The organism is Nitrospiria bacterium, assembly GCA_035498035.1.
Lineage (GTDB): Bacteria > Nitrospirota > Nitrospiria > JACQBZ01 > JACQBZ01 > JACQBZ01.
Genome location: DATKAN010000018.1, coordinates 16,332 through 35,515 on the forward strand (window position 1 = coordinate 16,332; position 19,184 = coordinate 35,515).

Annotated in this window: 23 protein-coding genes; 19 read left to right on the top strand and 4 right to left on the bottom strand. The window is 60.3% G+C overall.

From position 1 onward, the window contains the following. Positions 1-2: 2 nt before the first annotated feature. Together VMN77_03095 and VMN77_03100 are read right to left on the bottom strand one after the other, a co-directional pair. On the bottom strand, positions 3-2,561 hold the full coding sequence (locus VMN77_03095; protein HTN42764.1) for an FtsX-like permease family protein: 2,559 nt from the start codon (positions 2,559-2,561) through the stop codon (positions 3-5). After that, positions 2,558-3,238: an ABC transporter ATP-binding protein gene (locus VMN77_03100; protein ID HTN42765.1), complete on the bottom strand. Its 681-nt coding sequence runs from the start codon at positions 3,236-3,238 to the stop codon at positions 2,558-2,560. Before VMN77_03100 ends, VMN77_03095 begins: the two co-directional genes overlap by 4 nt. 86 nt (positions 3,239-3,324) lie before the next feature. On the opposite strand from VMN77_03100, the gene VMN77_03105 reads away from it, so the two are divergent. From VMN77_03105 to VMN77_03115, 3 genes are all read left to right on the top strand, one after another. Continuing rightward, positions 3,325-4,035, top strand: a complete 711-nt coding sequence (locus tag VMN77_03105) for an arylesterase (GenBank protein ID HTN42766.1) — start codon at positions 3,325-3,327, stop codon at positions 4,033-4,035. Positions 4,036-4,220: 185 nt separating this feature from the next. Next, positions 4,221-4,691, top strand: a complete 471-nt coding sequence (locus VMN77_03110) for an Hsp20/alpha crystallin family protein (GenBank protein HTN42767.1) — start codon at positions 4,221-4,223, stop codon at positions 4,689-4,691. A 149-nt stretch (positions 4,692-4,840) separates the two neighbouring features. Beyond that, positions 4,841-5,293 carry a VOC family protein gene (locus tag VMN77_03115; GenBank protein HTN42768.1) on the top strand — a complete coding sequence of 151 codons (453 nt, stop codon included), beginning with the start codon at positions 4,841-4,843 and terminating at the stop codon, positions 5,291-5,293. On the opposite strand, the gene ispH is transcribed toward VMN77_03115, so the two are convergent. Continuing rightward, positions 5,287-6,222, bottom strand: coding sequence for a 4-hydroxy-3-methylbut-2-enyl diphosphate reductase (gene ispH, locus VMN77_03120; protein ID HTN42769.1), 936 nt, complete (start codon positions 6,220-6,222; stop codon positions 5,287-5,289). The genes VMN77_03115 and ispH overlap by 7 nt on opposite strands. Positions 6,223-6,484: 262 nt before the next feature. On the opposite strand from ispH, the gene VMN77_03125 reads away from it, so the two are divergent. The 12 genes from VMN77_03125 (at position 6,485) to VMN77_03180 (ending at position 13,654) form a co-directional block, all read left to right on the top strand. Further along, positions 6,485-6,916: a VOC family protein gene (locus VMN77_03125; protein ID HTN42770.1), complete on the top strand. Its 432-nt coding sequence runs from the start codon at positions 6,485-6,487 to the stop codon at positions 6,914-6,916. Positions 6,917-7,005: 89 nt separating this feature from the next. Next, positions 7,006-7,317: a PilZ domain-containing protein gene (locus tag VMN77_03130; GenBank protein HTN42771.1), complete on the top strand. Its 312-nt coding sequence runs from the start codon at positions 7,006-7,008 to the stop codon at positions 7,315-7,317. Between the two features lie 48 nt (positions 7,318-7,365). After that, the gene (locus tag VMN77_03135) at positions 7,366-7,722 is read left to right on the top strand and encodes a nuclear transport factor 2 family protein (GenBank protein ID HTN42772.1); all 357 of its coding nucleotides are present in this window, start codon (positions 7,366-7,368) and stop codon (positions 7,720-7,722) included. Between the two features lie 184 nt (positions 7,723-7,906). Continuing rightward, positions 7,907-8,170 carry a hypothetical protein gene (locus VMN77_03140; protein ID HTN42773.1) on the top strand — a complete coding sequence of 88 codons (264 nt, stop codon included), beginning with the start codon at positions 7,907-7,909 and terminating at the stop codon, positions 8,168-8,170. A gap of 289 nt (positions 8,171-8,459) precedes the next feature. Beyond that, a complete protein-coding gene (locus VMN77_03145; protein HTN42774.1) occupies positions 8,460-9,707 on the top strand; it encodes an RNA polymerase sigma factor in 1,248 nt (415 codons plus the stop codon). A 197-nt stretch (positions 9,708-9,904) separates the two neighbouring features. After that, positions 9,905-10,300: a YciI family protein gene (locus VMN77_03150; protein ID HTN42775.1), complete on the top strand. Its 396-nt coding sequence runs from the start codon at positions 9,905-9,907 to the stop codon at positions 10,298-10,300. Between the two features lie 37 nt (positions 10,301-10,337). Continuing rightward, on the top strand, positions 10,338-10,715 hold the full coding sequence (locus VMN77_03155) for a YciI family protein (GenBank protein HTN42776.1): 378 nt from the start codon (positions 10,338-10,340) through the stop codon (positions 10,713-10,715). A 2-nt stretch (positions 10,716-10,717) separates the two neighbouring features. Further along, positions 10,718-11,131 (top strand): VOC family protein, encoded by a 414-nt coding sequence (locus tag VMN77_03160; GenBank protein ID HTN42777.1) that lies wholly within the window; start codon positions 10,718-10,720, stop codon positions 11,129-11,131. Positions 11,132-11,171: 40 nt separating this feature from the next. Beyond that, positions 11,172-11,618, top strand: a complete 447-nt coding sequence (locus tag VMN77_03165) for a YciI family protein (GenBank protein HTN42778.1) — start codon at positions 11,172-11,174, stop codon at positions 11,616-11,618. A 24-nt stretch (positions 11,619-11,642) separates the two neighbouring features. Next, entirely contained in the window at positions 11,643-12,158 is a 516-nt protein-coding gene (locus VMN77_03170) for a VOC family protein (GenBank protein ID HTN42779.1), read from the top strand. A 15-nt stretch (positions 12,159-12,173) separates the two neighbouring features. Beyond that, positions 12,174-13,361: an exo-alpha-sialidase gene (locus tag VMN77_03175; protein HTN42780.1), complete on the top strand. Its 1,188-nt coding sequence runs from the start codon at positions 12,174-12,176 to the stop codon at positions 13,359-13,361. Continuing rightward, positions 13,358-13,654: a MoaD/ThiS family protein gene (locus tag VMN77_03180; protein ID HTN42781.1), complete on the top strand. Its 297-nt coding sequence runs from the start codon at positions 13,358-13,360 to the stop codon at positions 13,652-13,654. The genes VMN77_03175 and VMN77_03180 overlap by 4 nt, the downstream gene beginning before the upstream one ends. Before the next feature lie 142 nt (positions 13,655-13,796). On the opposite strand, the gene VMN77_03185 is transcribed toward VMN77_03180, so the two are convergent. Continuing rightward, entirely contained in the window at positions 13,797-15,437 is a 1,641-nt protein-coding gene (locus VMN77_03185) for a CorA family divalent cation transporter (protein HTN42782.1), read from the bottom strand. 276 nt (positions 15,438-15,713) lie between these two features. Here VMN77_03185 and VMN77_03190 point away from each other — a divergent pair, with 276 nt between their 5' ends. The 4 genes from VMN77_03190 to VMN77_03205 all read left to right on the top strand — a co-directional run bounded on the left by VMN77_03190 (position 15,714) and on the right by VMN77_03205 (position 19,178). After that, positions 15,714-16,316, top strand: coding sequence for a TetR/AcrR family transcriptional regulator (locus VMN77_03190; GenBank protein ID HTN42783.1), 603 nt, complete (start codon positions 15,714-15,716; stop codon positions 16,314-16,316). A 295-nt stretch (positions 16,317-16,611) separates the two neighbouring features. Further along, positions 16,612-17,427, top strand: a complete 816-nt coding sequence (locus tag VMN77_03195) for a class I SAM-dependent methyltransferase (protein ID HTN42784.1) — start codon at positions 16,612-16,614, stop codon at positions 17,425-17,427. A gap of 257 nt (positions 17,428-17,684) precedes the next feature. Further along, positions 17,685-18,683, top strand: coding sequence for a catalase family peroxidase (locus VMN77_03200; protein ID HTN42785.1), 999 nt, complete (start codon positions 17,685-17,687; stop codon positions 18,681-18,683). A gap of 198 nt (positions 18,684-18,881) precedes the next feature. After that, complete coding sequence (locus tag VMN77_03205; protein HTN42786.1) at positions 18,882-19,178, top strand: antibiotic biosynthesis monooxygenase; 297 nt, start codon at positions 18,882-18,884, stop codon at positions 19,176-19,178. The last annotated feature ends 6 nt before the right edge of the window (positions 19,179-19,184 follow it).

The window sequence follows — 19,184 nt, forward strand, 5'->3', positions numbered from 1 at the left end:
CCTCAATCCGATCGCAGGACGGCCAGGGGTTTCTGGCCCAGGAGGCGATGGGTGGTCAGGAAGCCGCCCGTCATGGTAACGATCACGGTTGCGGCCAGCCCGATCAGAAAGGTCAGGGGATAGAAGCGCCATGGAAGCTCCAAAAAGTAATGGACGATGCCCCATGACAATCCCGTGGAGAGGAGGCCTCCGACGATCCCCGCGACGACACCGAGCAGTCCGTACTCCACGGCCATCATGGCGGCCAGCGTCGGCCGGGTCGCGCCCAGCGTTTTAAAAAGGACCATCTCGGTGCGCCGCCGCGCGCGGGTCGCGGCGATCGCTCCCGACAGCACGATCAGGCCGACCAGCAACCCGAAGCCCGCCATGAATTGGACGGTCCGGATGATCTCCCTCAGGATCCCCGCGATCGTATCCAATACTTCACGGAGGTTGATCACGGTCACATTCGGGAACGCGCCGATGACCGCGTTCTGTATCGCCAGATCTTCCTCCGGCCGCGTCGAGGCGGTCGCCACATAGGTGAGGGGGGCCCGATCCAGCGCCCCGGGGGCGAAGATGAAGAAAAAATTGGTGGTCATGCTTCCCCAGTCCACCTCCCGGATGCTCGCGATCCGGCCCGTGACCAAAACGCCCTGGATGTCGAAGGTCACGGTGGAACCGAGATCGATTCCGAGGTGCCGCGCCGCCTCCGCCTCGACCGAGATCGACGGGATCGAACCGGCGGCGTCCGCTCCGGAAGTCCCGCCCCACCATTGCCCCCGTTGAAGGATATTGTGGTCGGGGAGGTCTCTCTGAAACGTCAGGACGTATTCCCGCGTGAAATACCAGCCGTCGGGACGGTTTTCGGTCTGCATTTCCGAGACGGGTTTACCATCGACGGCGTGAAGCCGCGACCGGACCAAGGGGGTGAGTTGGAGCGGTCTTTTCAAGTCCCATTTCTTCATCAGGCCCTCAAACGGCGGCTTCTGGTCCGGTTGAAGATCGATGAAGAAGAGGCCGGGGGCGTCCCGGGGAACATTTTGTTGAAGTTGCGACATCAGGTTTCGCTCGACCTGAGCCAGCGTGAGCAGGATGGTCACCCCGATTCCGATCGACAGGACGATGGTGACGATCTGGCGTCCCGGACGGAAGAGGTTCCCGATTCCATACCGCAAAATGAGCGACCGGCGCAGTATGGATAAGCGTCGGCCGATCCGTTTCAACGCCCCGAGCGTCGCCCAGGCGGCCGCCAGAAGGAGCGGGACGGCCACGCCGATCGCCGCGGCCGCCCATCCGCCCAAGCGGAATGACCCGGCCTGCCAGAGCGAAAGGCCGAGGCAGCCGAGCAGTATGATTCCCGCAAGCAACCAGGTCTTTCTATCGGGGAAGCCCTTCCCTTCGGCCTCGACCTCCTGCCGAAAAACGCGGGACGGCGTCCAGCGTTGGACCATCCGCAACGGCCAGAGCGAGAAGAGGAGGGTGACCAGCAGGCCCATGGCCAGTCCCCGGACCGCCGCGAGCGGCATCGGACGGAATACGAAGTCGGGGGGAAGAAAGCCGGCCAGAAACGGAAGCAGGGCGTAATAGACGGCCATACCCAGGAAAATTCCGATCAGGCTTCCGATCCCGCCCAGGAAAAGGGCCAGGAGAAGGTAGATCGTCAGGATCGAGGAGGACGAACAGCCCAGGCATTTCAGGATCGCGATCGTTCCGATCCGCTCGGCGAGAAAGGTATGGATGTTGCCGGCCACGCCGATGCCGCCGATGATCAACGTGATCAATCCGACCAGGCCCAGATAGGTCGTGAAATTCTCCAGGAATCGTTTCAAGCGCGGCTGGGCGTCGCGGTAGGTATGGATCTGGACCGATTCGGAAGACCAACGGCCGGACAGTTCGGTTTTCAAGGCCTCCGGCGTTTCCGACGGCGGGAGCTTGAAAAGATACCGGTCGGTTATACGGCTTCCCGGCTGGATCAGGCCGGTTCTGCGCAGTCCCTGTTGCGAGAGAAGAACCCGCGGCCCCAGGCTGAATGTCCCGGCCACGCGATCCGGCTCCTGGCGGATCACGCCGCGGATCGTGAAGAGCGCCTCTCCCAGTTTTACGACGTCTCCGACCTGAAGATGGAGACGGATCAGGAGCGCCTCCTGGACCCAGACCGCGTCCGGATCGAGAAACGGATCGCGGGTCGAATCGGATGGAGGCGGGTCGATCCTGAGCCGGCCGTAGAATGGATAGCCGGGCTCCACCGCCTTGAGCTCGACCAGCTGGCTTAACGCGGAATCCTGTGTCATCGCCATGCCGTGCAACTCGGTCACGCGAATGAACCCGACGCCCTCGCGCGCGAGCTCCGGCAGGAAGGCCTCCTCCTTCGGCGAAAGCGGCCGATTCAGGCGGGCCTCCAGATCGGCCGCAATCAGGTTGCGCGATTCGTGAAGCGTCATCGCCTCCAGATTGGCCGAGAGGTTTCCGGTCCCGACGATGGACCCGACGCCGATCGCGATGGAGGACAGAAAGAAAAGGAGATGCCGGTAGGAGCTGCGTGCCTCCCGCCAGGCCATTTTGAGAACGAAGCGGTTCACGAACGGGCCTGTTTCCGGTCGTCGACGATACGGCCGTCGCGCAACGTGAGGATGCGGTCCGCGTGGACGGCCAGGGTCGGATCGTGCGTGACCAGGATGAAGGTGCTCCCCCGGTCGCGATGGAGACGGAGGAGCAGTTCGATGATCCGCTGCCCGTTGGCCGTGTCCAGGTTGCCGGTGGGTTCATCCGCCAGAAGAAGCGAGGGTCGGCCGATGAAGGCCCGCGCGATCGCGACCCGCTGCTGCTCGCCCCCCGAAAGCTGGACGGGATAGTGGTCCTTCCGGTCCGTCAGGCCGACCGCTTCCAGGATGCGGAGCGCTTCCCGGTCGGCGTCGGGATCGCCGCGAAGCTCGAGGGGGATCTTGACGTTTTCAACGGCGGTCAGCGTGGGGATCAGATGAAACGCCTGAAAGACCACCCCGATCTTCTCCCGCCGCAGCCGGGCCAGCTCATCCTCGCCCAGCTCCGTCAGGGAAATTCCGTCGAACCGGATCGAGCCCGTGGTCGGCCGATCCAGCCCCGCCAGTAATCCGAGCAGTGTCGACTTCCCGCTTCCGGAGGGCCCCACCACCGCCAGGAATTGTTTTTCGGGGATCTCGAGGTCGATTCCGTCCAGAATCGTGACCATCCTTCCGCCGCTGGGAAGTCGCATTGTCAGGTCACAGACACGGATCATGGGGTTCTCAGAGGGTCATGGGTCTTATCTTGCGGTCACCGAGTATGTATTATACACTATCTTAAATATCATATCGGGAGGTTTCGTTGGGTAAGTTAAGGTTGGCCTGGGCGATACTTTTGCTGCTTTTCATCAGCGGGAGCGCTTGCCGGCAGAATTCCTACGACACGACCGAGGGCCGTCCTCTCCGATCGGCCGGTTCAAAAGAAACCGTTCCTATTTCTCCGCCGCCATCCCATTCCGCTACGGAGGGTGTGATCGTCGCGTTCGGAGACAGCCTGACGGCCGGGCTCGGCGTGACGGAGGAGGAGGCCTATCCCGCCGTGCTGGAGCGGAAGATCCGCGCGGCGGGCTTTTCCTATCGCGTGGTCAACGGCGGGGTGAGCGGCGAGACGACGGCCGGCGGTCTTCGCCGGGTCCCGTGGATTTTGCAAAGCCGGCCCGAGATCGTGATCCTGGAGCTGGGCGCGAACGACGGATTGCGCGGCCTCGGCGTTGTCGAAACCGAAAAGAACCTGGCCGAAATCATCGAAGAGCTTCAAAAGGAGCATGTCCGGGTCGTCCTCGCCGGGATGCGCATGCCGCCGAATTACGGAAGGGAGTATACCGGGGCGTTCGAGAAGATTTTTCCGGAGCTGGCCGGCCGTTATCACCTGACGCTGATCCCGTTTTTTCTCGAAGGGGTCGCGGCCCGGCCGGATCTCAATCAGGCCGACGGAATCCATCCGACCGCGCTTGGGTATCAGAAAATCGTGGATAGCTTCTGGCCCCGCCTCGAACCCCTGCTCGTTCATTAGGGGGGAGGTCTTCCTCCGCCATTTTTCCCGACCGAAATATAGTAACCGGTTGATTTAATTTATTAAAAATAATCTTGACAACTTAATTTTGACTGGTGTATAAATAAATTAGCACTCAGCAATGAAGAGTGCTAGCAGAAATATTCGGTATCAAGTTTAGATAAACAAGAAAGGGGGAATTCAATATGTTACCGGTCAGAAAAGATGTCGAGCGTCGTTTGGGCCTCTGGGAGCCGTTTCGGGATCTCCGAAAGATGCATGACGAAATGGACCGCTTGTTCGGCTCGTTGTGGCCGACCGGCGACGGCGATCTGACGCAAACCGCGGCATGGTTGCCCGCGGTGGACATGTACGAGGAGAAGGATCAGGTCATCGTGCAGGCCGAGCTTCCCGGAGTGAAAAAGGAGGATCTGTCTCTTTCGCTGACGGAAGATGCGCTGACGATCAAGGCACAGCGTAAGTTCGAGCATGAAGAGAAGCGGGAAGGTTTTTTCCGGATGGAGGGCCGTTACGGCAACTTTCAGAGGACGCTGGAACTCCCGGTCCCGGTCAAGGCCGACGCCATCAAGGCCGAATACAAAGACGGCATATTGAAGATCGTCCTTCCGAAAGCGGAGGCGGCCAAGACACGCGAGATCAAGATCGACGTGAAATAAACCGAGCGAATAACTGCCGGTTTTCCAGGAGGCGGAGCCCCGTTAAAGGGGCTCCGCCTTTTTTATCCCGTCATCGCCTTGACTTTTCTCCGCGAAAGACGTTACGTTACAGTCGTGCGCCATCATTTTTCAAATACGCAAGGACGATCGTGACCGACAAGAAGGAAAGCCGTCCATCGCTTCTGGGCCTGCGCCATCTTGCTCTGCGGGTCAGCGATATGGAATCGGCCCGCGCCTTTTATCAGGAGCTCCTGGGGATGACGGTGGTGTGGGAGCCGGATCCGGAGAATGTGTATTTATCCAGCGGCTGCGATAATCTCGCCTTGCATTTGATGTCGGAGGAGGACCGGACCGCGTTTAACCCCGTGGGACAAACGCTGGACCATTTTGGTTTCGTCGTGGAGAGCCCCGAGGCGGTGGAGGGATACGAGCGGCGGATGCGCGAGGCGGGGGTTCGGATCGTCAAGCCGTTCAAGCGCCACCGGGACGGAAGCAGCTCGTTTTACATGGCCGACCCGGACGGAAACGTGATCCAGATCCTGTATGAGCCGCACATCAGTCCGATGAAGCTCGGACAAGGCTCGACCGATCCGGATCAATGAAGGCGGACGTGCACGAGCTCCTTCGGGAGCTGGAATTGGACGTTCTCTTCCACCACGGTCCATTCCTCGACCGCGTCCGCGCCCTGGGTCTTCAGATAGTCCACCACTTCCTGCACCAGGACTTCCGGCGCGGATGCGCCGGCCGTGATCCCCACCGTTTCGACCCCCTCCAACCAGGACGGCTGAATATCCCGGAACGATTCGATCAGGTAGGCGCGCACGCCCCGCTGCTCGCTCAGCTCCTTCAAGCGGTTTGAGTTGGAGCTGTTGGGCGCTCCCAGCACCAGGAAGAGATCGGCCGTCTGCGAGACCTCCTTCACGGCGTTCTGCCGGTTCTGCGTGGCGTAGCAGATGTCCTCCTGGCGCGGCCCCTTGATCTTCGGGAACCTCCGGTGCAGCGCCTCGACGATGTCCTTGCATTCGTCGATGCTCAACGTGGTCTGCGTGACGTAGGAGAGATGCTCGGGATCGTCCACCGTCAGATTCTGCACGTCCTTCACCGAGCTGACGAGGTGGAACTTGTCCGGGATCTGGCCCAGCGTCCCGATCACCTCGGGATGGCCGGCGTGGCCGATGAGGATCAGTTCGTAGCCCTCGCGATGGTCCCGGTCGACCTCCTGATGGACCTTGAGCACGAGCGGACAGGTGGCGTCGATCGACTTGAGTTTTCGTTTGCCCGCATCGGTCCAGACCGACTTGGGGACGCCGTGCGCGCTGAAGATGACCGGAACGCCGTCCGGAACCTCGTTCAGCTCTTCCACGAAGACGGCGCCTTTGGCGCGGAGCGTCTCGACGACGTGGCGGTTGTGGACGATCTCGTGCCGCACGTAGACCGGCGGGCCGTAGAGCTTGAGGGCCGTCTCGACGATCTCGATCGCACGGTCCACCCCGGCGCAGAAACCTCTGGGCTTGGCCAGCAGAATCTTCATCGGAAGCTATTGTCGTCCATCCGCCCCACCGAAGTCAACTGCGGGAGGGGCCGGATGATCTGCAACGCGATGTCAGCCCATCTCCTCAATCGATCCTCGAAAATCTTGACAAGGTTTGGGAAAGGTGAGAGGATCTCATCGCTTATTAAATCCGCACGGCGGGCGCAATCTCCGACTCTGAAAGCAGGGTTCTTTAATTTTTTGCGAACCCCGATTGATCGATCAATCCAATCATGGTTGTACCCACCCAGAGAGCCCAAGCATGAAACCGCGGATTACTGTTATAACAATCGGCGTTGACGATTTGGAAAGGTCGCTGCGTTTTTACCGGGACGGGATGGGGCTTCCGACGGAGGGGATCGTCGGGACGGAATTTGAACATGGCGCGGTGGTCTTCTTCGAGTTGCAGTCGGGGGTGAAGCTGGCCCTCTGGCCGCGAAAAAGCCTTTCGCATGACGCCGGCATCCCGGCCGGCCTCCCAAGCCCGACCGAATTCACGCTCGGGCACAACGTCTCCTCAAAAAAAGAAGTGGATGCGGTGATGGAACAGGCCCGAAGGGCGGGCGCGGTGATCGTCAAGCCGGCGCACGACACCTTCTACGGCGGCTACGCCGGTTATTTCGAAGACCCCGATCGGCATTTGTGGGAGGTCGCCTGGAATCCGCAATGGGAAAAACAGGAATACGAATATTAGGGATGGTTGCGGTTGAAAGTTGAGGGCGGAACTAGGGTATTATGGTAATAAATAGACTGTGGCATTGGACCCAACCCCGGAGAGTGCCAATGGCTGAAGCAGATCAGGAAGAGCGCCGGAAGAACAAAAGAATCCATTTCATAAAAGAAGTGGAGGTCGTGGGGGTTGGGATCCGCCGGTGCCAGGACCTCAGTGTCGGCGGGATGGATCTGGACACGCATGAACATTTTCCGGCGGGCACCCACCTCAATCTTCGGTTCAAACTTCACGACAAGGATCCGCAACCCATCCAGATCCTGACCCGGGTGCTTTATGTTCACGACGGCGTCGGAATCGGCCTGGGCTTCATCGATCTGAAGCCCGAAGATCAGGCTAAGATCCTGAAATTTGTCGAAGAATAAGATAGGGAGTTGCCCTGGGGGTCGTAACGGGGCGGGAAGAGAGGACCCATGATCGACAAGAAATTTGCCGAGCATTTTGCGAACGATTGGATCGCCTCGTGGAACAGTCATGACCTCAATCGCATTCTTTCCCATTATTCGGATCAGTTTGAGATGTCCTCCCCCGTGATTATTCAGATCGCGGGCGAGCCCTCGGGTACCCTCAAGGGCAAGAACAGGGTCGGCTCCTATTGGGCAAAGGCGCTGCAGCTCATCCCGGAACTTCGGTTTGAGTTGCTCGCGATACTGGTCGGGGTCGACAGCCTCACCCTTTACTACAAAGGGCCGCGGGGCCCGGCCGCCGAAGTGTTTCATTTCGGCCCCGACCGGAAGGTCATAAGAGCGTATGCCCATTATGCGGTTTGACATAGAATAGCTAAGTTCAGAGAGTTGTTCCCGCCGATCTGAACCGTCATGCATCCCGTCCTGCCGACCTGAATCCCTATTCATGATTTTCGATTTTAAGTGAGTATTTACGCGCCCATTTTCATGGTATGCATCCTGCAATCTCCACGGGCGGAGGATAAGACCTTAAACAATGGAGGATGCCATGGACAACGAGAACGGAAAGAAAAAATCCCGCCCGGCGCGGCATGTCTTTACGGTGGTGGATCGGGGCGGAAAGAGCTACTGGATCCGGATCGGCGCCGCCTTCGGAAATTACGACGGGAGCGAGACGGTGCTGCTCGACGCGCTCCCCATCAACGGCCGGATGCAGATCCGCGATCAGGGGGTCAAGGAAGCGCCGGCCAAGGCGAAGGCCGGTGTTCCGACGACGGCCGTCGAGGATGCCGCGGACGACGACGGCGATTGATGGGTTGGCTTTCGGTAGGGGCGGGTTTCAAACCCGCCCCTACGAGAATGGACCATCCCCGCCTTTCGCCCATTTCAGACCCCGTTTTTTTCTTGACTTGACTGACCCCCCGATAAGGCCCCATATTAGAGGACAGGTTCCTGCAAGCCTACGGCCCGGCGAAAATCCCGTTGTCAATTTGCGGCTCGGCCGTTCGACTACGGGATGTCGAGCGGCGTTTCACCCCGATTCGTAAGGACCCCATGAATAATCTTATATTCGATCGCCAGGAGACGCGGGAGCGCCGCTGATGAACGGAGACCTCACGGAGCGCATCCGGGATAAGGTGGACGCCGTCTACCAGGCCGAGTCGCGCCGCGTCTTCGCGACCCTGATCCGGCTTCTCGGAGATTTCGATCTTGCCGAGGAGGCGCTGCAGGATGCCTTCCGGGCCGCGCTGGAACAGTGGCCGCGCGACGGTGTACCCGCCAATCCCCGTGCATGGCTGGTGTCGGCCGGACGCTTCAAGGCCATCGACGCCATGCGCCGGCGCGCACGGTTTGAGCCGCTCGACGATGTTCCCGAGCCCGCCGCGGCCGGCGAGAATACCGCGGAGGGAGAAGACGAGGACGTCGAGGACGATCGGCTGCGGCTGGTCTTCACCTGCTGTCACCCGGCCCTGTCTCCGGACGCGCAGATCGCCCTCACCCTGCGCGAGGTCTGCGGCCTCACGACCGAGGAGATCGCCCACGCCTTCCTCACCTCTGCATCCACCCTGGCGCAGCGCATCGTACGGGCCAAGGCGAAGATCCGCGAGGCGCGCATCCCCTATGAGGTGCCCGCGCGCCCAGAGCTGCCGGGCCGGCTCGACGCGGTGCTGCGGGTGATCTATCTCGTCTTCAACGAGGGCTACGCCGCGTCGTCGGGAGGGGCCTTGACGCGGGCCGATCTGTCGGGCGAAGCGATCCGTTTGGGGCGCCTGCTGGTCGATCTCCTGCCCGAGCCCGAGGCGGTCGGGCTGCTGGCGCTGATGCTTCTTCAGGAATCGAGGCGCGTCGCACGAACCTCGCCGACGGGCGACCTCATTCTGTTAGAGGACCAGGATCGATCGAAGTGGAATCACGACCAGATCAAGGAGGGAGTGGCGACGGTGGAACGCGCCTTGTCCTCGCGCCGCTTGGGCCCCTATACGCTCCAGGCCGCGATCGCGGCGGTGCATGCCGAGGCGGCCGCTCCCGCGGCTACCGATTGGGCCCGGATTGTCGCTCTTTACGACCTGCTGGCGCAAATCGAACCCTCGCCCGTGGTCGAATTGAACCGGGCCGTGGCGGTCGCGATGAGAGACGGTCCTTCGGCGGGTCTTTCCCTCATCGATGCCATCCTCGCGCGCGGTGACCTGGCCCAATACCACCTCGCGCACTCCGCGCGTGCGGATCTCTGCCGGCGACTGGGAAGGACGGCGGAGGCCCGGGTCTCCTACGAACGGGCGCTCGGATTGACTCGGCAGGAGCCGGAGCGGCGGTTTCTCAATAGACGGCTGGATGAGCTAAAAAAATAATCGGTCGGTTGTCGATTTCGGGCATTGCCGAACGACAATAGGGTGTATACGATAACCATTCACGAGGCTCGTGGATGTCCCCCCTGGCGAGCGGGAGCGAGCGAGAGGGGGAGGACTTCGGCGAGCTCAGTCGAGCTGCTCCATCCGGCCATGCCGGTGGAGGGGGCGACGCGAGCCCCAAAAAATAGGAGGCACCCATGAAATACATCTGCCTTGGATACATGGATCCGAAGAAGTGGGAGGGGATGTCCGAAAGCGAGGTGAATGCTTTCGTCGACGGCTGTTTCGAGTACGACGACGTGCTTCGGAAGAACGGTCACTTTGCGGGCGGCGAAGCGCTTCAGCCCCCTCAAAACGCCACGACCTTAAGGTTCCAGAACGGAAAAGTGACCGTCACCGACGGCCCCTACGCGGAAACGAAGGAGCAGTTGGGCGGGATTTTGATTCTCGAAGCCAAGGACCTGAACCACGCCATCCAATTGATGTCGAAGCACCCGGGTGTGCGGGGAGGTCCCTTTGAAATTCGCCCGGCCGCGGATTTGACCGAGATGATCCGCGACAGCGAGAAGCGGCGGTCGAAGAAGGAGGGATGAAATTCGTTGACTAATCGAAGCAAAAGGAGATAGGAAAATGAGATTCATGGCGATTGTCAAGTCTGCCGAAAATGGGCGCGCGCCCGCCGAAGGTTTTACGGAAGCCATGGCGAAGTTCCGCGAAGAAAGCATCAAAGAAGGCGTCTTGATCGATGGAAGCCGGCTCTTGCCGAGCGAGGCGGGCGCGCGCCTCCGGCTGGCCTCCGGGAAGCTGACCGTGACCGACGGGCCGTTTATCGAGAGCAAAGAGGTGGTCGGGGGCTACGGGGTGTACGAGTTCAAGTCGAAACGGGACGCCATCTACCTGATGACGCGCTTCATGCATTTGCTCGCGGAGCACTGGCCGGGCTGGGAGGGGGAGACCGAGATTCGCCAGCTCTCCGATGAACGCTGCACCGACAGAAAGGAGACATGACCATGCAAGTCCAACCCTATTTATTCTTCGACGGCCGCTGCGAGGAGGCGGTCGAGTTCTACAGGAAAGCGCTCGGCGCCGAGGTGACGATGCTGATGCGCTACCAAGACAGCCCGGAGCCCCCTCAGCCGGGCATGGTGCCGCCCGGTTCCGATAACAAAGTGCTGCACGCGAGCCTTCGCATCGGCGAGACCACGGTGCTGGCTTCCGACGGTCATTGTCTGGGGAAACCAAATTTCGAGGGTTTCTCGCTGTCCCTTACGGTGCCGAATGAGGGGGAAGCCGACCGGTGCTTTTCGGCGCTCGCCGATGGGGGGCAGGTGCGGATGCCGTTATCGAAGACCTTCTTCTCGCCGCGCTTCGGCATGGTCGCCGACCGCTTCGGTGTGGGATGGATGGTCTACGTGGCGCCTTGAACCCCGTCACAACGATGATCAACCAACAGGAGGTGTTACAATGCGATTCGTTATGTTCATGATTCCGAAGGTCTACCAACCCGACACCCCGGCGGCCGAAAGGGCGGGGGAAGGGTTCACCCCGCCCGCGGATGCGGTCGAAAAGATGATGAAGTATAATGAGGAGCTGACAAAGACCGGGGCGCTCATCGCGCTCGACGGGCTTCACCCGAGCTCGAAGGGCGCCCGCGTCGCCTTCAGGGGGGGAAAACCCACCGTGACGGACGGGCCTTATATCGAGGGGAAGGAAGTGATCGGCGGCTATTGGATGATCCAGGCGAAATCGAAAGAAGAGGCGGTTAATTGGGCCCGCCGGGTCCCCGCGGCGGACGGCGACGTGATCGAGATCCGCCAGGTGTTCGAGATGTCGGATTTTCCTCCCGACGTCAAGAAAGCCGCGGACAGCCCGGCCGTCCGGGCGCAGATCGAGAAACAGAAGCATCCATGAGAAGGACAGAGGCCGGAGGCCCCCATGCAGAAAATCACCCCGTGTCTGTGGTTTGACAACCGGGCCGAAGAAGCCGTAAAGTTCTATATCTCAATTTTTAAGAATTCAAAGATCCTGAAAATAACCCGCTATGGAGAATCGGGTGCGAAGGTCTCCGGACAACCGAAGGGAACGGTCATGACCGTATCCTTTCGGCTCGAGGGGCAAAACGTTCTCGCGTTAAACGGCGGCCCGATTTTTAAATTTACGGAGGCGGTATCATTCATCGTGAACTGCAAAACACAGCGAGAGATCGATCGGTATTGGGAGAAGCTCTCCGAGGGCGGAAAGCCCGGGCCATGCGGATGGCTCAAAGACAAGTACGGCCTATCCTGGCAGATCGTCCCCGCCGGGTTGGGCGAGCTGATGCAGGCCAAGGACCCGAAGAAATCGGAACGGGTCATGAAAGAGTTGCTTCAGATGACCAAACTCGAGATGAAGAAGTTGAAGCAGGCCTTTGATCAAACATGGCAAGATAAGGGGATGGGCCGCCCCGATTAGAAAGGAGAATTCATCATGAGCAAAGTGCGGGTTCTGGTCGGCACGCGCAAGGGCGCCTTCATCCTGACATCGGACGGCAAGCGCGAGAAGTGGGAGGTCAACGGTCCTCATTTCGGGGGCTGGGAGATCTATCATGCCAAGGGTTCGCCCGCCGACCCGGACCGCTTATACGTGTCGCAGACCAGCAGTTGGTTCGGACAGATCATTCAACGTTCGGACGACGGCGGCCGGACCTGGTTCCAACCCGGCACAAAACCGGGCGAGCCGACGAAGTCCCCGGACGGGATGCCGATGGGCGAAAGCAACAAGTTCCTCTACGATGTTTCCCCCGGGACCGGCAAACCCCTCACCACGCACCAGTGGTACGACGGCACGCCCCACCCCTGGGAGTTCAAGCGCGTCTGGCATCTCGAGCCGTCGCTGACCGACCCGGACACCGTCTACGCCGGCGTCGAGGACGCGGCGCTCTTCCGCACCACCGACGGCGGCCGGACCTGGCAGGAGCTCGCGGGCTTGCGCGGCCACGGCACGGGCCCCCAATGGATGCCCGGCGCCGGCGGCATGGGACTGCACACGATCCTTCTCGACGAGACAAATCGCGATCGAATGTACATCGCCATCTCGGCGGCCGGGGTGTTCCGGACCGACGACGCCGGCCAGAGTTGGCGGCCCGTCAATCGCGGACTGGTTTCCCAATTCATTCCCGACCCCAACGCCGAGGTGGGCCACTGCGTCCACCACGTCGCGATGCACCGGTCGCGCCCGGAGGTGCTTTTCATGCAGAAACACTGGGACGTCATGCGCAGCGACGACGGCGGCGAATCGTGGCGGGAGATCAGCGGAAACCTGCCGAGCGATTTCGGGTTCGTGATCGACGTCCACGCCCACGAGCCTGAGACGATTTACGTCGTCCCGATCAAGAGCGACTCGGAACACTACCCGCCCGACGGAAAACTCCGGGTCTACCGCAGCCGCGCGGGCGGGAACGAGTGGGAGGCGCTGACCAAGGGTCTCCCGCAGAAGGACTGTTACGTCGACATCCTTCGCGATGCGATGGCGGTGGACTCGCTCGACAAGTGCGGCGTCTATTTCGGCACCACCGGCGGGCAGGTATACGCCTCGGCCGACGCCGGCGACACATGGTCGCCCATCGTCCGGGATCTCCCGGCCGTGCTATCGGTGGAGGCCCAGGTTCTCCCGTGATACGAGTGGTGATTCCGTATCATTTGCGGACCTTGGCTCGGGTCGGCGGCGAGGTGGGCCTGGAGATTGAAGGTCCCGTCACGCCGCGCGCGATCCTCGACGCGCTTGAAGCACGGTACCCGATGCTTTCAGGAACGATTCGCGATCATACAACCAAGCAGCGCCGGCCCTTCCTGCGATTTTTCGCTTGCGGGGAGGATCTTTCCTTCGAGTCGTCGGACGCCCCCTTGCCCGATGCGGTGGCGTCGGGTGAGGAACCGTTTTTGATTGTCGGAGCCATTGCCGGCGGATAGGACGACGAGGACACCGTGCTCGAACTCGGACCTGCCTTCGAGCCCTGCGACAAGCCTTTGCGGCCCGATTCGGTCGAAGCGCGCATCCGTCAAAAGCGGTAACCCGACTCCCTCTTCCGCCTTAATGCTTTCCCTCGAACCTCTACGGTTTATGCGTTGTCTTCCACACGGCGACAAAGGCCGCAAGTTTCTCCCTTGACGACCGATTCTCGTCGGCAAGGGTTTCAAGAAAGTCCGACAGCCGCCGGGACTTCTTCACGGCGTAGAGAGTTACACCGATGGTCGGAATCAGAACGAGCAGAAAGTAGCCCAGTCGCCATATCGCCGGATCCTCCGCAAACGCAAACAGGTTCATCCCAAAAACTCCGGTCGTTATGACGCCGATCAAGCCGACCGTGGCCACCACGGTCAGGCGCACCATCGTCTCGTTCTGCCGGCGCAGCGCTTCGCTGTCGAGATACTGGCTCATGTCCTCGATCTCGGATCGGAGTTCTTCAAACAACCGTTCCGTGCCCAGATGCTCGCTTAGCATTCGAAACAGCTCCTTCACCTGACGGTGATCCGAAACCTCATGGGACCAATAGCGATGGGCGAAACGCAGAAAAACCCCCAGCGTCTGGCGAATGACGCGCCGGAACTGCCGCACGGAGTCCCTGCGGGTCACATCCAACGCATTGATGGCCTCCACGAGGCGGTCGGCGAGCATCAGCAGGGCGGCCTTGTGAAAATGCGGAATCAGGAACAACAGAAAGTACTCGTGCCGGAATTGTTCAAGATCGGTCTTGCGGTCCACGAAGACGCGTTCCCCGCGGTCCGCAACCATCGTGAACACGCGCCCGGTGCACATGAAGCGGGTTCCCGAGGGGCCCTTCCCCGGCCCGTTCCAGTATCGGTCGTAGCAACAACGGTCTTCAAAGTCGCGCAGAATACGCTCCGAGTAGGGTAAGGCCTCGGGCGCGCCCGGCGCGGTCGCCAACCCCACCCGCACGAATTCCGCCCGGGTCAACGCCCCCGGATCGTCCATGCTGAGATAGGCCATCACCGGCATGAGATGGTATTCGATCTGACGGTACCGGATGGCGCCCTTCTTCCCCGAATGGTGGAACACCAGCGGTTCGAGCAGAAATTCCCAGTGGGAGGCGATGCCCGGCGACCGGTACCGGCAGACGAACGAGAGATATTTCTCCCGGTTCTCATAGTCGGACACCGCGAGCACCCTGCCCTCGGAAGAGAGCCATTCCACCTGCTTGGGACAGTGGCCGCCATGTCCGTCCGGCTCCCAGTAGGTGGGATAACAACGGCCCAAACGGAACAGCGCGTTCTGCGCCTGCCCCAACGGCAGGTCGTCGGCATAGACCTCCACGACCAGGATGGCCACATCGATGTCGTAAAAAAAATAGAGGTCCACGTGGGCCACGGTCAAGGTCACGGGTGAGGCCGGGGAGCCGGGAAACGTCACCCGCATCTTGGCGATGTCGCCGCGGCGAAAGACGCGGATCGAGGATCCCTCATGGACGTCCGATCCGCTCCATTTTCCCTCCCCGTAGAGGAAGCGCTGGACATAGGGCAGAAAAGTCACGAATTCGCTGTAATGCCGCTCCTGAAACTGGCCGGGGTCTCCCGTGAACTCATCCTCCAGTTCCCGCCAGGGATTGCCGGGACCCGCCTTCTGCAACAATTCCCAGTGCTTCTGGATCGGTGCATCCTCACGGATGGGCATGAGCTGGAGGGGCCAGAGAAGAATCTGTCGGAAATGCCGGACAATTTTATCAGCGTCGGACATACAGGAACCCGTATCGATGGATGGCGACCCCAAAAGCCTCCTCAGAATAGGCCATCGCTTGCCTTCTTGTCAATCGAAGAGGCCGGAAATGGGGTCAGAGTGAGGTAGCCCCGATTTCATGGACAGATGGTTACGCGCCCGGATGTTGCTCCTCAAACCGCTGGCCTTTGGTTCCTGCCGCTACACCCTTTCCGCCCCGGCTCGCCGTTCGCGTGCGCGGGGCCCGACCCTTCCGTGCGGGGAGAAAAATTAGGACTTGACAGACAAGTCTGTCTAGTGTACATTAACGACATGGCCAATCCCCACACAGAGAGCGAAGCGCGCCGGCGGATCCTCGACACCGCCCGGGAGCTTTTCTATCGCAGCGGGTATCGCGCGACCGGGATCAACAAGATCATCCGAAAGTCCGGCGTCGCCAAGGCTACGTTTTACGCGCACTTTCCCTCCAAGGAATCCCTGGCCTTCGCCTATGTGGAGTCCATGAACCGGGAGGAGAGCCTCCTCATGGAGAAATACCTCGAGAGGTTTCCGGGACCGTACGAGAAGCTCATCGGACTCATCGAGTCCCTCATCCCCTGGTCGCGGGAGCGAGACTACCGGGGCTGCGCGTACCTGAATATATCCTCCGAAATCACCGATCCCGCCAACCCGGTGCGCCGGGAAAGCAAAGAGCACTATCTCGCGGTGCGCCGACTGGTCGGACGGTTGATGAAGGAGCTTAAGAAGGCCGGGGGCGCGTCTTGGAGGAACCGCGATACGGAACAGGCGGCCGACGACTTCGTGCTGATTCTTTCGGGGGCCTTGGCCATGGCCCAGATCTACCACAATCCGGAGCCGTTTCGGGATGCGGTCAGGGCGGTCAAGCGCCTGCTTCGCTGATTTTTTTGTTTCCGGACAAGACAGACTTGTCTGTTTGTATTGATGACCGGCCGTTGTGAAGGGGTTCGGCGGCTGGGCCGCCCGGGAAGCGATGACTCCCGTCTGATACGGATGACGGGCGCCGTTAACCACAACACGGAAAAAGGAGGACACCACGACCAAATTGCATGCCGGTAAGATCGGGGATACGACCCGGACAATCTTTTTCGTGTGAACCAGAACGTCGCGCCGGCCTGAGAGCACAAGCGGAGGCATTCGCTATTATTAACGATTCACAATTAAGGAGGGACCCATCATGAATCCAAACAAAGCGTTGTGGGAGAAAGGCGACTTTACCCGGATTGCCGCCTTGATGAGAGAATCCGGAGAGGCCGTCGTTAAATCGCTCGGGATTACGACGCCGCTGCGGGCATTGGACCTCGGCTGCGGCGACGGCACGACGGCGGTTCCGCTGGCCCGTTTGGGGGCGGAAGTCGTCGGAATCGATATTGCCCGGAACCTCGTTGAGGCCGGGAAAAAAAGGGCGGCGGAGGCGGGTCTCCGCCGGCTGACATTTCAAGAGGGAGATGCCACCAACTTGCAAGGGGTTCGCGACCATTCCTTCGATTTGACGCTTTCCGTATTCGGCGCCATGTTCGCCCCCAGGCCTTTCGACGTCGCCAAGGAGATGGTCCGGGTCACAAAACCCGGCGGCCGCGTTGTGATGGGCAACTGGATCCCCGACGATCCGACTTCCTTCGTTTCGCAGCTTCTGAAAATCAGTTCGTCGTTCACGCCTCCGCCTCCGGAAGGCTGCGTCAGTCCGATGACCTGGGGAGTGGATACGCACATCACCGAGCGTTTTGGTCGGGCCGGAGTGCCCAAGGAAAAAATATCCATGGTCAAGGACACCTACCATTTTATATCGCCCGATAAAAGTCCGGCCGATCTCGTCGAATCGTTTCGACGATACTATGGGCCGACCATGAACGCGTTCGAGGCCGCCGAGAAGAGCGGAAAAGTGGAGGAACTCCACGGCCAGCTTTTGGACCTGGTGAAAGCGCAAAACCAGAGTACCAACGGCGGCACTTCAATCCCGGCCACGTTCTTGCGGGTGACGGCTCGCCTTTGAGTTCATACGGAGTCCCCGTCCGGCAAACACGAGGCTTAGGGCCAGGTCCATACATCGTCAAAAAAGAAAGATCGGCGGATGCCATAGGGCAAGGCCTTTGCGAATTTGTTCTCCGCATAGTAGGGGCGGGTTTCAAACCCGCCCCTACGCAACTGACCGTGGAATGTCTTGACCAAGCCCCGGAAGGGTGAGAGAATTTCATCGCGTGTGAAAATTTACAAACCGGGACAGGTAAATCAACGCGGGAGGACCAACCCATGTGGAAATCACTCGCAACCCTACTGTTCGTCTTATTCCTCGTTAACCCGACCATTTCCCCTGCTCAGGAAGCGCCTCCGAGTCAGAAATCGCTGCCCGAGCAGATCGTCGATGCCTTCAACGCCGTGTACGGCGCTCATCCCGGAGCGCGGGCCAATCACGCAAAGGGCGTCATCGTGGAGGGCACGTTCACGCCGAGCGCGTCGGCGGCGTCCGTGAGCCAGGCTGCTCACTTTCAAAAGCAAAAGAGCCCGGTTCCCGTGACGGTCCGCTTCTCGGATGGTTCGGGACTCCCGGACGTTCCCGATACGAACGAGATGCCGCGCGGCATGGCCATGAAATTTACACTTCCGGACGGGTCCAAGACGGATATCGTGTCCCTTTCCGTCAACGGATTCCCCGTCGCCACGGCGGAAGAGTTCAGGGATTTTCTGCTTGCCATCGCGGCGAGCGGTCCCGACGCGCCCCATCCCACGGCGATGGAGACCTTCCTGGGCTCGCATCCCGCCGCACAGGCCTTCGTGACGGCCCCCAAGCCGCCGCCGGTGAGTTACGGAACCGTGGCGTATTACGGGATCAATGCCTTCAAATTCACGAACGCGAAAGGGGTCGTCACCTTCGGTCGCTATCAGATCCTGCCGTTCGCCGGCAAGCATGCGCTCTCCAAGGAGCAGCTTGCGAAGATGGGCCCGGACTACCTGGTCGATGAGATCGGCAAACGGCTTCATCGCGGCCCCGTCAATTTCAAACTGTTCCTGCAAGTGGCCAAGCCGGAGGACAAGATCGACGACCCCTCGACGGCGTGGCCGGACACGCGAAAGATCGTCGAATTGGGCACGATCGCGATCACGAAATCGACGACGGAGAGTCACACCGCGGATAAATGGCTCTTCCTCCCGGGAAACGTGACGGCGGGCGTCGAGCCGGCCGATCCGATGATCGGGATTCGTTCGGCGGCCTATCCGATTTCTTTTGCCCGCCGCTTCAAGGCGCCGTGACGAAGATACGGGGTGCAGGCTACGTTTAGGCAACGCGCAAGGCCGAAGGATTTTTATTCGGATTGATTCCGCACCGCGAACGCAATCCCCGCTCAAGCGTTCTTAAGAATTTTACGGAGATTCTTTTCATACGGTCTCTTGCGAGACGACATTCGGAGTCCTGAGGTATTTGAACATGAAAGAGGGGAGGGATGCGTCATGGCCGTAACCCTAATTAACGTGTTTTCGGTCCCGAAAAGGAAGGAAGATGAGTTCGTGAAGTGGTGGCAGGACGTGAAGGCCAATATCACGAAGCAACCCGGTTTCCTGAGCGGGAAGTTTTACCGGAGCACCAAGCCGGACAGCCAATTCAACTTTATTAACGTCGCGATTTGGGATAATGAAGAGGTCTACTGGAAAGCCTACGAAAAAAGCGTAACGCCGATGAAGGCGAAGTTGGCGCAGTTGGGCGTCGAAATGGTCCCGGCACTCTATAACGTCGTATTCGAGTATTGAGTAGGG

What these genes read in the sequence shown, in the direction of transcription:
- VMN77_03140 (HTN42773.1), top strand. Translation starts at nt 7,907, where the DNA reads ATGGACAACGAGAACGGAAAGAAAAAATCCCGCCCGGCGCGGCATGTC.
- VMN77_03160 (HTN42777.1), top strand. Translation starts at nt 10,718, where the DNA reads ATGCAAGTCCAACCCTATTTATTCTTCGACGGCCGCTGCGAGGAGGCG.
- VMN77_03195 (HTN42784.1), top strand. Translation starts at nt 16,612, where the DNA reads ATGAATCCAAACAAAGCGTTGTGGGAGAAAGGCGACTTTACCCGGATT.
- VMN77_03185 (HTN42782.1), bottom strand. Translation starts at nt 15,437, where the DNA reads ATGTCCGACGCTGATAAAATTGTCCGGCATTTCCGACAGATTCTTCTC.
- VMN77_03125 (HTN42770.1), top strand. Translation starts at nt 6,485, where the DNA reads ATGAAACCGCGGATTACTGTTATAACAATCGGCGTTGACGATTTGGAA.
- VMN77_03155 (HTN42776.1), top strand. Translation starts at nt 10,338, where the DNA reads ATGAGATTCATGGCGATTGTCAAGTCTGCCGAAAATGGGCGCGCGCCC.
- VMN77_03200 (HTN42785.1), top strand. Translation starts at nt 17,685, where the DNA reads ATGTGGAAATCACTCGCAACCCTACTGTTCGTCTTATTCCTCGTTAAC.
- ispH (HTN42769.1), bottom strand. Translation starts at nt 6,222, where the DNA reads ATGAAGATTCTGCTGGCCAAGCCCAGAGGTTTCTGCGCCGGGGTGGAC.
- VMN77_03130 (HTN42771.1), top strand. Translation starts at nt 7,006, where the DNA reads ATGGCTGAAGCAGATCAGGAAGAGCGCCGGAAGAACAAAAGAATCCAT.
- VMN77_03145 (HTN42774.1), top strand. Translation starts at nt 8,460, where the DNA reads ATGAACGGAGACCTCACGGAGCGCATCCGGGATAAGGTGGACGCCGTC.
- VMN77_03150 (HTN42775.1), top strand. Translation starts at nt 9,905, where the DNA reads ATGAAATACATCTGCCTTGGATACATGGATCCGAAGAAGTGGGAGGGG.
- VMN77_03175 (HTN42780.1), top strand. Translation starts at nt 12,174, where the DNA reads ATGAGCAAAGTGCGGGTTCTGGTCGGCACGCGCAAGGGCGCCTTCATC.
- VMN77_03165 (HTN42778.1), top strand. Translation starts at nt 11,172, where the DNA reads ATGCGATTCGTTATGTTCATGATTCCGAAGGTCTACCAACCCGACACC.
- VMN77_03135 (HTN42772.1), top strand. Translation starts at nt 7,366, where the DNA reads ATGATCGACAAGAAATTTGCCGAGCATTTTGCGAACGATTGGATCGCC.
- VMN77_03170 (HTN42779.1), top strand. Translation starts at nt 11,643, where the DNA reads ATGCAGAAAATCACCCCGTGTCTGTGGTTTGACAACCGGGCCGAAGAA.
- VMN77_03100 (HTN42765.1), bottom strand. Translation starts at nt 3,238, where the DNA reads ATGATCCGTGTCTGTGACCTGACAATGCGACTTCCCAGCGGCGGAAGG.
- VMN77_03205 (HTN42786.1), top strand. Translation starts at nt 18,882, where the DNA reads ATGGCCGTAACCCTAATTAACGTGTTTTCGGTCCCGAAAAGGAAGGAA.
- VMN77_03110 (HTN42767.1), top strand. Translation starts at nt 4,221, where the DNA reads ATGTTACCGGTCAGAAAAGATGTCGAGCGTCGTTTGGGCCTCTGGGAG.